Annotated in this window: 11 protein-coding genes; 10 read left to right on the top strand and 1 reads right to left on the bottom strand. The window is 28.5% G+C overall.

What is annotated here, in order from left to right; all coding sequences use genetic code 11:
• Window positions 1-138 precede the first annotated feature (138 nt).
• The 9 genes from BHW04_RS09705 (at window position 139) to BHW04_RS09665 (ending at window position 10902) form a co-directional block, all read left to right on the top strand.
• The gene (locus tag BHW04_RS09705) at window positions 139-1302 is read left to right on the top strand and encodes a class I SAM-dependent methyltransferase (RefSeq protein WP_302699455.1); all 1164 of its coding nucleotides are present in this window, start codon (window positions 139-141) and stop codon (window positions 1300-1302) included.
• A gap of 192 nt (window positions 1303-1494) precedes the next feature.
• Window positions 1495-3924, top strand: a complete 2430-nt coding sequence (locus tag BHW04_RS09700; RefSeq protein ID WP_302699454.1) for an ABC transporter substrate-binding protein — start codon at window positions 1495-1497, stop codon at window positions 3922-3924.
• Between the two features lies 1 nt (window position 3925).
• Entirely contained in the window at window positions 3926-4789 is an 864-nt protein-coding gene (locus BHW04_RS09695; RefSeq protein ID WP_022212660.1) for a carbohydrate ABC transporter permease, read from the top strand.
• 15 nt (window positions 4790-4804) lie between these two features.
• Window positions 4805-5644, top strand: a complete 840-nt coding sequence (locus tag BHW04_RS09690; protein ID WP_022212659.1) for a carbohydrate ABC transporter permease — start codon at window positions 4805-4807, stop codon at window positions 5642-5644.
• A 4-nt stretch (window positions 5645-5648) separates the two neighbouring features.
• A complete protein-coding gene (locus BHW04_RS09685) occupies window positions 5649-6944 on the top strand; it encodes an efflux RND transporter periplasmic adaptor subunit (protein ID WP_022212658.1) in 1296 nt (431 codons plus the stop codon).
• A complete protein-coding gene (locus BHW04_RS09680) occupies window positions 6945-8132 on the top strand; it encodes an ABC transporter permease (RefSeq protein ID WP_022212657.1) in 1188 nt (395 codons plus the stop codon). It begins immediately after the preceding gene.
• Window positions 8133-8286: 154 nt separating this feature from the next.
• A complete protein-coding gene (locus BHW04_RS09675) occupies window positions 8287-8724 on the top strand; it encodes a globin domain-containing protein (RefSeq protein WP_022212656.1) in 438 nt (145 codons plus the stop codon).
• A gap of 181 nt (window positions 8725-8905) precedes the next feature.
• Window positions 8906-10141 carry a peptidase U32 family protein gene (locus BHW04_RS09670; RefSeq protein ID WP_302630990.1) on the top strand — a complete coding sequence of 412 codons (1236 nt, stop codon included), beginning with the start codon at window positions 8906-8908 and terminating at the stop codon, window positions 10139-10141.
• A gap of 197 nt (window positions 10142-10338) precedes the next feature.
• Window positions 10339-10902, top strand: coding sequence for an AAA family ATPase (locus BHW04_RS09665; RefSeq protein ID WP_022212654.1), 564 nt, complete (start codon window positions 10339-10341; stop codon window positions 10900-10902).
• A gap of 90 nt (window positions 10903-10992) precedes the next feature.
• Here the strand turns inward: BHW04_RS09665 and alr are convergent, their stop codons facing one another.
• Complete coding sequence (alr, locus tag BHW04_RS09660) at window positions 10993-12153, bottom strand: alanine racemase (RefSeq protein WP_186835430.1); 1161 nt, start codon at window positions 12151-12153, stop codon at window positions 10993-10995.
• Between the two features lie 306 nt (window positions 12154-12459).
• On the opposite strand from alr, the gene BHW04_RS09655 reads away from it, so the two are divergent.
• On the top strand, window positions 12460-14361 hold the full coding sequence (locus BHW04_RS09655) for a glutamine synthetase (protein WP_302699453.1): 1902 nt from the start codon (window positions 12460-12462) through the stop codon (window positions 14359-14361).
• The last annotated feature ends 217 nt before the right edge of the window (window positions 14362-14578 follow it).

Here is a 14578-nt window from a genome sequence, read left to right as displayed (position 1 = left end):
TAATATGAACAAAATTTTAAATTAACAAATGATAATGAAGACAATATAAAGTTTTTGGTATTAGCAGTAATATAGTTGTTGTGATTAGCAATAACTTTTTTAACATAATTATAAAAAGAAAAAGGTGAATTAAAATTTATGGAAGAGTTAAAAAGAACAATTAATGATATATTTAGTGAAGAAATAATAAAATTAGTTATAAGTAACAAGGTTAATAAAGATGTAAAATATAATAAGATAAATATTCTTTTAAAGGAAATTAAAACTAAAAAATATTATCAAATAGAAAAGTTTACAGATAAACAGGTATTTCACAAAAATATATCATTGGAGGAAATTAAATCTGTGGTATTAGAATATACATCAGGAAATTACAAACAATTCACAGCTTGGTCAAATGTAACTACATATGATGTGAAGATTTCTAAAAAAGGAAAGGTACATTGTAGCAAGAAAGATGGAAATAACGAAAAATTTGCTAAAAAGGGACATAATAAAGAAAAGAATTATATACTTAAAGAAGGAATGATAATAGAACCGTTAATAGACTTAGGTGTATTTACTAAAGAAGGAAAAGTGATAAATTCTAAATATGACAAGTATAAGCAAATAAATAGATTTATAGAGATAATTGACGATGAGATAAAGAAGAATGATTATAAGGAACTTACAATATTAGATTTTGGTTGTGGAAAATCATATTTAACATTTGTTTTATATTACTATTTCGTAGAAATTAAGAAGATTGATGTAAAAATGATTGGTTTAGACTTAAAAGAAGATGTAATAAAAAAATGTAACGATATTGCTAAAAATTATGGATATAAAAATTTAAGTTTTGAACTAGGTGATATTAATGGATATAAGTATAATAATAATGTAGATATGGTTATTACACTTCATGCCTGTGATACAGCCACAGATTATGCTTTATATAATGCAATAAAGTGGAATGCAAAAATGATTTTCTCAGTTCCTTGTTGTCAGCATGAATTTAATGCTCAAATGAAAAGTGATAATTTTTCAATATTAACTAAGTACGGCATAGTAAAAGAAAGAATTGCTGCATTAATGACTGATAGTGTAAGAGCAAATCTTTTGGAATGTGCTGGGTATAAAACTCAATTATTAGAGTTTATTAATATTGCACATTCTCCTAAAAATATTTTAATAAGAGCATCAAAAGCCAATATATCACAAGAAAAACAAGAGAAATCTTTAGAGGAAGTAAAATCATTAATTAATGAATTTAATGTGAGTCCTACGTTATATAAATTATTAAAAGAAGATAAAATAATATAAAAAAACTTCCAGTAGTTTTAGCTACTGGAAGTTTTTTTATTAAATTGTAACAAAGCTATAATGATATATAAATAATCAATATTCAAACTAATATTATAAAAATATGAATAAAATCAAAAAAAATACATTAATGTATATTTTTATAAAATATTATGATAAAATCAGAGTATTATTAACATTTGGAGGTAGTTTATGGGAAAAGTAAATAATAAATATGGTTTAGTAGCTTTAAGCAGTGTATTTGCCTTAAGCATGTTTGGCTGTACTAAAGTAGGATCAGCAGCAGAAATGGGAAGATACATAGAAGAATTCTATGATGCACCAGAAGGAATTTATGATGTAAGAGACTTAAGAGTTCTTTCAGATGGTACTATAGGAATGTTAGCGTATGGGGAAAAAGAAATTGAACTTTATATATCAGACGATGAATGTCAAAACTGGAATAGAAAAGAGATAAATTTACCACAGGGTGATTCGGAAAATAGCATGCTATCAGTAAATAATGCTATTTTGTCAAAAGATGGAAACATTTTTATTTCATATTATTTTTATGATTACATGAAATCTGAAGAAGATGAAAATTTAAAAGAGGAATCAGTGGATGACAATGCAGAAGATGCTACAGATGATAAGTATTTTGAACCAGAATACAAATATGCATTTATAGATGATGAAGGGAGTATACATGATATTTCTTTAGATGAAATTTCTCAAAATACAGCAGAAGATGAGGAGATGTCTTATAGTAGATATTATTATACATTTAAGTTTGCTAAGAATGGAGACATTGTATTCTCCAATGATAATGGAATGATATATCAATTAGATCCAGCTAGTGGTGAGATAAAAAATGAATTTGTTTTAGATGATTCATATATTAGTGATTTTACTACTGTAGGAGATTCTTTAGTTATTGTTGGAGGTAATTCTGTAAAGGAATATAGTTTAGAAAGTGGTAAAGAACTAGGAAATATTAAACCTTTAGAAAGTGAAGTATTATATGAAAATAACTCAAATTTCTATGGTATTTCAAATATATTTTCTGATGATGATAAAACTATATATTATACTAGTACCACAGGGCTTTATAAGTATAAATTAGGTGAAAAGGAAGTAGAGCAAATCATAGAAGGGTCATTAAGCTCTATAGGTGATGACAATATGCATATTAGTACGTTTGTAGTAGGCAAAGATAATACTTTCTTGGCTTGTGGACAAGATTATAACAGCTATGAAGTTGGTACAAGTATCATAAGGTTTACTTATTCAGCTGATACACCAAAGGTTCCAGAGAATCAAATAACAGTTTATTCATTATATGAAAATTATCAGATAAGACAAAATATAGTGCTATATCAAAAAGCTAATCCAGATATATATATTAAGCTTGAAATTGGTACTTCAGGTGAGGATGCTGTTACAGAATCAGATGCTTTAAGAACTTTAAATACTGAGATAATGGCAGGTAAGGGTCCAGATATAATATTACTTGATGGTATGTCAGAAGCATATTTTGAACAAGGATTATTAGAAGATATAAGTGATGTTATAGCAGATTATACAAAGAATGACTTATTATTTGAAAATATAATAGATGCATATACAGATAAAAATGGAAAAGTATATTCAATTCCAACAAAGATTACAATTCCAGTAGTGGTAGGAAAAACTGAATATGTAAGTTCAGTTACTGATTTACAGACATTAAGTGCAGCATTAGTTAAATCAGCAGAAAACTCTGGTAAAGCCAATGATGATAAATATGTTGAAATGTATACTCCATCAATGTTAGTCAGTATGCTTTACTATGCTAATGGTAGTACTTGGTTAAATGAGGATAATACAATAAATGAAGATAATATAAAAGAATTTTTAGAGGAAACAAAAAATATATATGATGCATATTTAGCTACTTATGATGAAGCTCAATATGAAGAATATAAGGAAAGTATGCAGTCTTATATAGATGAATATGGTGAAGATATAGGGATTTATTATTTAGATAATTATTTAAATCCGATGAGTATTATGAATGAATCGTCTAAAAAGCTTGCAGTAGGGGTTATTAGTGGAAGAGATTTTATAGAGTATATGTATTCTTTAAGTAAAGGGAATCAAGATATATCTTATGCTTTAATTAATGGACAAACATCAGGAGTATTTGTTCCAAAAAACTTAATGGGTATTAATGCTAAAAGTGATAATAAGAAAATGGCTAAGAAGTTTATTTCTTATTTATTAAGTGAAGAAAGTCAAAGTAAAGAATCTTATGATGGTTTACCTATTAATAAAGCAGCTTTTGATAAAATTTCAGAATATCCATATGCCGATGAATTTGTTGGAGAAAATGGAGAAGGTTATAGTGAAGATCAATCTATTGGTACATGGGGATTTTCAAATGAAAATGGAACAACAGTGGAATTAAAAGTGTATTGGCCAACGAAAGAATATTTTAACAACTTTAAAGCTGAAATAGAAAGTTTAAAGTCGCCAGTTACAGTTAATACTATTGTTTTAGAGGAAGTGGCAAAAGCCTTTGATAAATATGCAAATGGAAATGCGACATTAGATGAAGTTGTTAAGAATATAGGCGATAATATTGATTTAATATTGGCGGAATAGTATGGAAAAGTTAAAGAAAAGGAAAAGAAAAAAATATGAAATGGAAGGGTGTTTTTTTATCCTTCCAAGCTTAATTGGGGTAAGTATATTTATTTTAATTCCATTTGCAGATGTGGTCATAAGATCTTTTCAAAGTCCAATAACTAGAGAATTTGTATTTTTTAAAAATTATATGGAGGTATTTAAAAATGCAGCTTTTAAGTTAGCAGCAACAAACACCATAAAGTTTGTTTTTATATGCATTCCATTATTACTGATAATTTCTCTTATTATAGCAGTATTAATGCAGAGGTTTGTAAGAAATGCTTATATAATAAAGACAGCTTTTTTAATACCAATGGCTGTGCCTATAGCTTCCATAGTATTGATATGGAAAATAATTTTTCATGAAAATGGGGCATTAAGTTCATGGTTAGTTAAAGTAGGGGGTCATGGATTTGACTGGATGAACACTAAATTTGCCTTTTGGATATTAGTTTTTAGTTATATATGGAAAAATCTTGGTTATAATATTGTTTTATGGCTAGCTGGTTTAAGCTGTATACCTGAAAGTGTATATGAAGCTGCTAGAGTTGATGGGGCCAGTGAATGGAAATGTTTTACACAAATAACTCTTCCTAATTTGAAGACTACATTATATACAGTAGCAGTGCTATCTCTTTTAAATTCCTTTAAGGTATTTAGAGAAGCTTATCTTATTGGTGGAGATTATCCTGATAAAAGTATGTATGTATTGCAGCATTTATTTAATAATTGGTTTAGAGATTTATCCTTTGGCAAAATGTCAGCAGGTTCAGTGATTATGGCTATAGTGATATATATTCTAATAGCATTATTACAAAAAGTATGGGAAAGAGAAAATTAAAGAAAGGTAGATAATATGAAAAAGAAAATAATAACTTTACTTTTATTTATTTTAGCAATGATAATGTGTTTTCCTATAGTATTTCTACTTTCAGGATCTATTATGGGAGCTGCAGAAATCAAAGAGTATTTGGGACCAGTATTAAATGATGGGAGCGGATATGTTACTTGGAGTGTACTACCAAAGTATGCTACTTTAAGATCATATGTAGAGCTTTTACTAGATACACCAAAGTTTTTTGTGATGTTTTGGAATTCTGTAGGTATGACAGTAAGTATTTTAATTGGACAGTTAGTAGTATCAGTAACAGCAGCCTGGGGATTTGCACGATATGAATTTCCATATAAAAAACTGCTATTTACTTTATATATAGTGCTGATGCTTATGCCTTTCCAAGTAACAATGCTTTCCACATATTTAGTGCTTGATAAGATTAAACTTATAAATACAGCAATGAGTATAGTGTTACCAGCAGTTTTTTCTACATTTCCTGTATTCATAATGTATAGATTTTTTATAAGTATTCCAGAAAGCATTATAGAATGTGCAAGACTAGATGGGGCTAGCGAGTTTAAAATTTTTATCAAGATTGGAATACCTCTTGGAAAGCCTGGAATTATGTCAGCAATGATACTTGGATTTTTAGAGTATTGGAACTTAATTGAACAGCCATTAACATTTTTAAAGGATAAGAGCCTTTGGCCTTTATCATTATATCTACCTAGTATTGGTCTGGAAAGTGCAGATGTAGCATTTGCAGCATCTGCTGTAACATTAATAACAGCAATAATAGTATTTTTTGCTGGTCAAAGTCATCTAGAGCAGGGAATAGCAGCAACGGCAGTAAAGGAATGATAGTATGAAGATAAAAGAAATAATAAAATATCAGTGGAAAAGCAAGACAAATAAAACCTTACAGCAAAAAGCCTTGAAGCTTTTAGCCTACTTTTTAGTACTAATGGTTATCCTTACTATATTATCAAGATTTGCAGATTCTTTATTGATACCAATTGTAAAGGTTGAAACATCAAAAGGAATGACTATTACTCATGAAGTTGAGGTAGATGGAAGTATAATTCAAAATAGAGAAGAGGGTATTGCTGTAGTGGAAAATTTAAAGGTTTCATATGTAAATGTATATCCAGGTAGTGAAATTAAAGCAGGGGATACATTGTTTGAAATAGATTTAACAGATTTAAAATCACAGATTCAGCAAATTGAAAGTCAAATATCTGAAAAGGAAAAGAATTTATCTAGAGCTACGGAGGATTATAATTTAGCAGTATCTAGGCAAGATAAAATAATTTCAGATGCATTAGCGGCATATAAGGAAGCTGAGGCTTTAGTTAACAAATATAATAATGCCAGTGAACAGGAAAAGCAATCATTAGATAAGGAAAGTATTGAATATGATTATAACTTAAAGAAATCGGCTTATGATCAAGCTACGAATGATAAAAGTAACAATCTTTTAGCAGAAAAGAGAACTTTAGAAGATATTAAGGAAGCATCTAATACTGATGAGCTTAAAAAGAAGCTTGAAAGCCTTAAAAAAATTGAAGGAGCAGAAGGAAAGATTGTATCAGAGAAGGAAGGTATTATAACTAATGTAGTAGTAACGGTAGGAGATATCACTAGTGGAGGAAGTACAGTATATTTAGCAGATAAAGAATCAGGATATAAGTTTGTAGCGGAATTATCTAAGGATTTAAAAAAATATGCTAAGCAAGGGCAATCAGTTGTATTGAAAATAGGTAGTTCCAATAATGAAATAGGAGATATAACCATAGATAGTATAAGTAAAAGTGAAAGTGATAATTATAATATTTCAGTGATACTACCAGTTGGTATAGGAGAAATAGGTGACTTAGGTAAGCTTACTTTATCTAGTAAGAGTAAGAAATATCAAGTATGTGTACCGTTAGAAGCATTGCATCAAGAAGGGCAAGATAAATATTATATCTTAGTGGTAGGAGAAGAAGAAACTATACTAGGAACAGAAAAAGTTGCTATAAGAGTTGATGTATCTATTGCAGATAAAAATGATACTTATGCAGCTTTAGAAGAAGGTACTATAAGCAATAGTCAGAAAATAATAATTAGTAGCAATAAGACTATAAAAGAAGGCGATAGAGTTCGTTTGGAGGAAGAATAAATGAAAAGGGTATTTAGCCATGTAATTAAGATAGCTTTAGTTTTGGCTATGATTATATGCTGGGTTTTATCTATAGGATACACCAATAGATTAGCTTCAGTAAAAAATACTTTTAACATATATTTTGATGAAGAAGAATATCTTCCTGCTGATATTTATAAAATGCAGAAAGAAGAAAAAGATAAGGGAAACTCTCTAGTATTTACAGGATGGCATGAAAAAGAAAAGCAAACAGTATTAAATAGTAATTTTAATAGAAGGGTAGAAAGTAACATAATATTTATTTGTGGGCAGTCTTCTCTTGTGGCAGAAGGACCTATATTATTTGAAGATGATATAAAAGGGTGCTTAATTGATGAAGAAACAGCATACAAGCTTTTTGGTAGCAATGACGTCATAGGTAATACAATTATTTATGATAGTGGAGAATTTATTATTAGAGGCATCCATAGAGCAATGGAAGATACTATAATAATGAAGGCAGAAAGTGATTCAAAAGATAAAATTCAAGGATTACTTATGGATATAAGCAATGATGGTATAAAAAATATAAAGCTTATAAGTGAGAGATATGGTGTAAAAGAATATGGCGTTAATTCTACAGTTTATTATAACTTAGGAAAAATGTGTACAAGTATGTTTCCATTGATAATATTGTTGATTATAGTATGGAGTGCTTTAAAAAAAGCTATTGAAATTAAAGATAGACCAGTATTGTTCATATTTAGTATTATGATGATAATAGTATGGATAACTGCATTCTTTTGTATAACAAGATACAAAATATCTATTCCAGTGGATATTCTTCCAAACAAATGGTCTGATTTTGATTATTGGAGTAAATTTTTTCAAGAATGTATGGATAAGATAAAATATGTTATTTATATGAAGAAATATATGCTTGATATTTATGTAATTTCATATTTAAATAAAATATTTTTATGCACTATAATAGCCATAATACTATTTTTCGTAAATAAGAGAAATATTGAGATTAACTCTATGAAAGAATTATTTATAAGTATTATTGCGTTATTTATTATTACTTTTATGGCTATTTATATATTAAAAGAAAGTATATTTATTAACAAATCTTCAGCGGTAATATGGCTTATATATCCATATTATTTATTATATAGATATGTATATTTGATTAAAGAGCAGTTTTTAAAAAGAATACTAAGATGAATTATGTATTAGAAAGTTTTAATCTATTGAAAAGTTTATAGAAAATAATAAATAAATGTATATTTTATTTGCACATTTAAAATCTTTATGATATATTAAATTTATAGATAAATAATAATTATTAATTAATAATCAATATAGAGGAGAAATAATTATGTTAGATCAAAAGACAAGAGATATAATAAAAAGTACTGTACCAGCATTAAAAACTCACGGATTAGAAATAACAACTACTTTCTACAAGAATATGTTTGCTAATAACCCAGAAGTAAAACCTTTATTTAATATGGACAAGCAAGATTCTGGTGAACAACCAAAAGCTTTAGCAATGACAATATTAGCTGCAGCTCAAAACATAGATAATCTTCCAGCTATTTTACCAGTAGTTAAGAAAATTGGAGAAGTTCACTGTAATAAAGAAATTCAAGCTGAACATTATCCAATAGTAGGAAAAAATCTTTTATTAACTATAAAAGAAGTATTAGGAGATGCAGCTACTGATGAAGTTATGGAAGCATGGGAAAAAGCTTACCAAGTAATTGCTGATATATTCATTTCAGTTGAAAAAGAAATTTATGAAACAAGAAAATAATCTAAAGAGATTGTATTAAAATAATATTTGATATTTCGTAGATAAAAAAGGGGATTTGCATTAAAAATCCCTTTTTTTAATGTAATATTATTATGAAATATTCCATTTATATAATTTTAAGATTTATTTATTTGATATATAATAGATATTATTAAAAAATAATTGTAAAGGAAGATACTATATGACAGAAATGATAAAGAAACCTGAATTATTAGCTCCAGCAGGTAGTTTGGAGAAATTAAAAATAGCATTTCAATATGGAGCAGATGCAGTATATTTTGGAGGAGGAGCCTTTTCACTAAGAGCTACGGCACAAAAGTTTACATATGAAGAAATGAAGGAAGGAGTAGAATATGCACATAGTTTAGGAAAAAAAATCTACTGTACAGTTAATATAATGCCTAAGAATAGCGAAATAGATGCTTTAATTGAGCACTTAAAAAAGCTAGATGAAGTTGGAGTAGATGCTGTTTTAGTTTCAGATTTAGGTGTACTAGCGTTGGTTAAGAAGTATACTAATTTAGCAATACATATAAGTACACAAGCAAACACAACTAATTATGCAGCTTGTAATATGTGGGAAGAGCTAGGCGCTGAAAGGGTAGTACTAGCAAGAGAAAGCACACTGCAAGATATTAAAGATATACGTAAAAATATTTCTCCAGAGTTAGAACTTGAAATATTTGTTCATGGAGCAATGTGTATTTCTTATTCAGGAAGATGTCTTTTATCAAGCTATATGACAGGAAGAGATTCCAATAGAGGTGCATGTGCACAAAGTTGTAGATGGAAATATTATTTAGTAGAAGAAAAAAGACCTAATGAATACTTTCCAATAGAAGAAGATCAGCATGGAACTTATATAATGAATTCAAAGGATTTATGTATGATTGAGCATATACCAGAGCTTATGCAAGCAGGAGCACAATCATTAAAAATAGAAGGAAGAAATAAAAGTGAATATTATTTAGCACTAGTTGTTAAGGCGTATAGACAGGCAATAGATTTATACTGTGAAGATCCAGAAAACTATAAGTTACCTAAAGTATTATTAGATGAAATGTATAAAGTAAGCCATAGAGAATACCATACTGGTTTCTTCTTTAATGAGCCAAAGCATGAAGGAATAATTTATAAAACAAATAACCATGTAAGAGAATATGATGTAGTGGCAATTGTTCATGAATATGATGAAGAAACTCAAATAGCTACATGTAAGCAAAGAAATAAGTTCTCAATGGGAGAAAAGGTAGAAATACTTTCTTCAAACTCTGATGGTGGAGAATTTGTAGTAGAAGAAATTTATGATTTAGAAGGAAATAAATTAGAATCATGCCCACACCCTGGAATGATGTGCAAAGTTAAGATTCCATACAAAGTAGAAAAAAACAGCTTTATTAGAAAAGAGCTTGTTTAATATACATTAAGGAACAATTTTATTGATAAAAAAGGCGAATTTTGTTAAAAAATTGTTTTATTATTAAAAATATAGCTTTCTTTAACGGTTCATATCCTTTACTAATTGTATATATGAAATTATAATATTACTGTGAAAAAAATAAATTTAAGAATTTAGTTTATTATTCTAAATAATAAACAATAGGGGGAATACATATGAAAAGTTTACTTTTAGTTACGTCGCCACCAGCTTGTGGAAAGACATTTGTTTCAAAAGAATTAGCGAAAGCGTTAAATCCAATAGTATACTTAGATAAAGATACTTTAATTGGATTATCTAAGCAAATCTTTGTTGTTGCTGGAGAAGAGTATAACAGAAGTTCCGATTTCTTTGAAGAGCATATAAGAAATTATGAGTATGATGTAGCGTTAGATTTAGCTTTAGAAGCTTTAAACTACTGTGATACAGCACTAGTAAATGCTCCATTTACTAGAGAAGTAAGAGATAAAGAATATATGGATAACTTACGTGAAAAACTTGCAGAAAGAGATGTTGAGTTAGTAGTAATATGGGTAGAAACAGATCCAGAAGTATGTCACCAAAGAATGATTGAACGTAATTCTGATCGTGATACTTGGAAACTAGAAAATTGGGACAAGTATATAAGCAGGTGTAATTTTGAAAAACCAGATATTCCAGGACTAATGGTATTTAAAAATTCATCAACAGAAGAATTCAATGAATCAATAGAATCAATGGTAAAACATTTTAGAGGATAATTTTATTCTTTTGTGTTAGAAAATAATCATCAATCTAATAAAAAAAGTAGATAAAATTAAACTTATCTACTATTTTTTATTAGCTATAATTTATATATGATTTTTAACATTTATAATATGCGTATCTTTGATATATACTCTAGGAAGTCTAGATTTAAGCATACATGTAACTTCGTAATTGATAGTGTCAAGTTTTTTGGCCATATCATCTGCATTATATTTAAGACCATTTTTTTCGCCAAGAAGAATTACTTCATCACCAATTTTTACATCTGGAATATTTGTTACATCGATCATAAATTGATCCATGCATATGCGGCCTATGATAGGAGCAAATTCACCTTTAATTATTACTTTACCATTTTCAGCAAGTTTTCTTAAATAACCATCGGCATAGCCAACAGGTATAGTAGCCACAATTGTTTCATTACTAGTTTTGAATGTTCTGCCATAACTTACATACATATCTTTTTCTAGAGTTTTTACATTAGTTATTGTTGCTTTTAAGGTTAAAGCAGGCTTTAAAGCAAGGTTATTTTTATCTATTTCATCGGAAGGATAATAACCGTAAAGGATTATTCCGGCCCTGACAGCATCTAAATAAGTATCAGGTAAATCAATAATAGCACCACTATTAGCTACATGCTTAAGAGGAATATCTATACCTCTTTTTTTTAGTGTATCCATCACTGATAGCATTTTAGTAAATTGCTCATGACTATATTCTTTATCTTTTTCATCTGAAGTAGAGAAATGAGTGAAAATTCCTATTACCTCAATTCCTTCTAAGGAACAAATTTCAGTTATGTTATCAATTGATTTTTCATTAGGCAAGAAGCCAATTCTCCCCATTCCAGTATCAATGGCAATGTGAATTTTAGCCTTTTTATTAAGGGTTAAGGCTATTTTTGATAACTCTTTTGCATAATCTAAATCATAAACAGTTTGTTCAATATTATTATTAATAAGCTCTTCACCTAAGTATAAAGGTGTAAAACCTAAAATCATTACAGGTGCAGTTATCTTATTATCTCTTATTTCAAGAGCTTCTGAAATCATGGCAACAGCAAAGCGAGAAACCCCATTTTCCAGCAAGGTTGGAATTATATCTATGACTCCATGACCATAACAGTTTGCTTTTACCACTGCAATTAAGTCTTTATCGCCAATTAATTTTTTTATATTTCTTGTATTATAAGCTATTGCATCTAAATCTATTTCAGCCCATGCAGGTCTTAAAATCTTTTTCATTAATAACACCTCGTATAAATTTTTAACTCTAAAAGTATTATATTACAAATATATAATAAAGATAAGAACCACTAGGGATATTAATTAAGCTTATAGTGGTTCCTTTATATATAAGATATAAATTATAAGAAGTATATGGTATAATTTATGTATTATACTAAAATTGATAATGATTTATAATATTTTTCAACGCTCAACAAAAGTTTTCCAGATATTAAACAATGAGGAAGATGTAAAGCAATATAGAGTAGAATTTAATATTCTAAAAAATCAAAAAATATTTGACAAGAAAGAGGAAATTGTTTTATGATGAAGGATTTAATTTATACTATACCTAAAGAAAAACATACTAAGGAAAATATCAAAGCCATATTAAAAAGTCATTCAGAAATTAAATTTGTTTCATTTGTAGGTGTTGACTTATCAGGAAATGATACAGATGAAAAAATACCAGTAAGTCTTTTTTTAGATGATTTAGAATCATTTATCAATGGAGTTGCTGTACAGACAGATGGATCTTCTGTTGTGCTTCCAGGAATAGCAACTCTTAATAATGCTAAAGTTGATATGATAGCGGATTTAAATGCAAAATGGTTTGTTGATTATAATTATGATTTTATGGATCCAGAAACCCAAAAACCAATTGGTACATTAAGAATTCCTTGTTTCTTATACCACGATAATAAGGCAGTAGATTCAAGAAATATACTTAGCTCTTCCATAGAAACATTTAAGGGCAATCTATGGAATATATTTGATAATCATCCTGAAGTTCTAGCAGGATATAATATATCTAGGGATGATGTAGAAGAAATTATAGTTACTTCAGCCACTGAATTAGAATTTTGGGTTAAAACTCCTAATGATGTAGCTGAAATAGAACAGTTATCAACATCGCAAGAATTACATGAACATTATTGGACTAGAACAAAAGGAAGTGTTCGTACAGCTTTAGAAGAAACACTTATACTGATGGAACTTTATGGATTTGAGCCGGAAATGGGCCATAAGGAAGTAGGTGGAGTTAAGGCTAAGCTAAGCTCAAGTGGTGATTTTAATCATGTAATGGAACAAATAGAAGTTGATTGGAAATATGCAGATGCTGTTCAAGCAGCAGATAATGAATTATTTGTAAAGATACTTGTACAGGAAACATTTAGAAGAAGAGGATTGGAAGTTACGTTCATGGCCAAACCAATTGATGGAGTAGCAGGTTCAGGAATGCACGTGCATTTAGGAGTGAGCTTAAAGCTTAAGGATGGCAAGAGAATCAATTTATTCCATACTGATAAAGAACACTTTTTATCAATTATTGGCTATGGTGCCTTAATGGGAATATTAAAGAACTATGAAGTTATGAATTCATTTATTTCTTCAACTAATAATTCATTAAAGAGATTAAAACCAGGATTTGAAGCACCAGTATGTATTGTAACATCACTAGGAATTTCACCAAGCAATCCTTCAAGAAATAGAAGTATATTAGTTGGCTTGATAAGAGATTTAGCAAGTCCATTAGCTACAAGGTTTGAACTTAGATCACCAAATCCTCATTCCAATGTTTATTTAACAATGGCCACATCGTATATGGCAATGCTTGATGGTATACTATATGCAGTAAATAATAATAAATCTCAAGATGATTTATTAGCTGAAATATCTAAAAAATCAGGGGAAGCTGCAGATTATTTAGAAAAAGATAGAGAGTATAGAAGTGAAGAGGATGTCTTCGAAGCATTTAGTGATGAAGAAAGAGATAAATACTTTGGTAAAGCACCAGCAACAATTTATGAAAATATCAGTGCCCTTGCTAAATATCCAGAAAAGGTGCAAGTATTAAAGAGAAATGATGTATTAACTGAACAACTGATAGATAGTGTAAAAATGGCAGTAACTAATAGATGGATTTTAGAAATAAGCCATAGAGTAATAAATAGCTATGGAGATAAGATAAGAGGATATAAGGCTCTACATTCAGTTGACAAGGCCTTAGATTTAGATATAACTAATTGGACTAATATAAATAATTTAAGAGTTTATATAATGAAAGACACATATACAAATAAGAGTTTATTCACTAGGATAAAAGAAGCTTTTGATAAGAAAGATTTAGAACTTGCTTCTAATCTGTATATAGAGTTAGAAGAAAAAATGGAAGAGCTAAGAAAGTTATACTCTTCATATAAGAGAAACCTATTAGATATTTAATATAATTATGAATGATGAACTTAAATTCATCATTCATAATTCATCATTATTATTGGAGATACTCATAGAATCACTCCTTAAAAATATACAATAATTTCCTATAAATATTTATTATCCTAAAAACACAATAAAAATCTGATTATCCGCTAAAACACAGTATCTATCAGCATTTTCAAGGGAACAAATACATCAATTTACTACTTATTTACTACCATTG

This window comes from Clostridium sp. 29_15 (assembly GCF_001916075.1).
In the GTDB taxonomy this organism is placed as follows: Bacteria; Bacillota; Clostridia; order Clostridiales; family Clostridiaceae; genus Clostridium; species Clostridium lentum.
The sequence above is the reverse complement of the archived record's forward strand: the minus strand, read 5'-3'. Positions and strand labels throughout refer to the sequence as shown.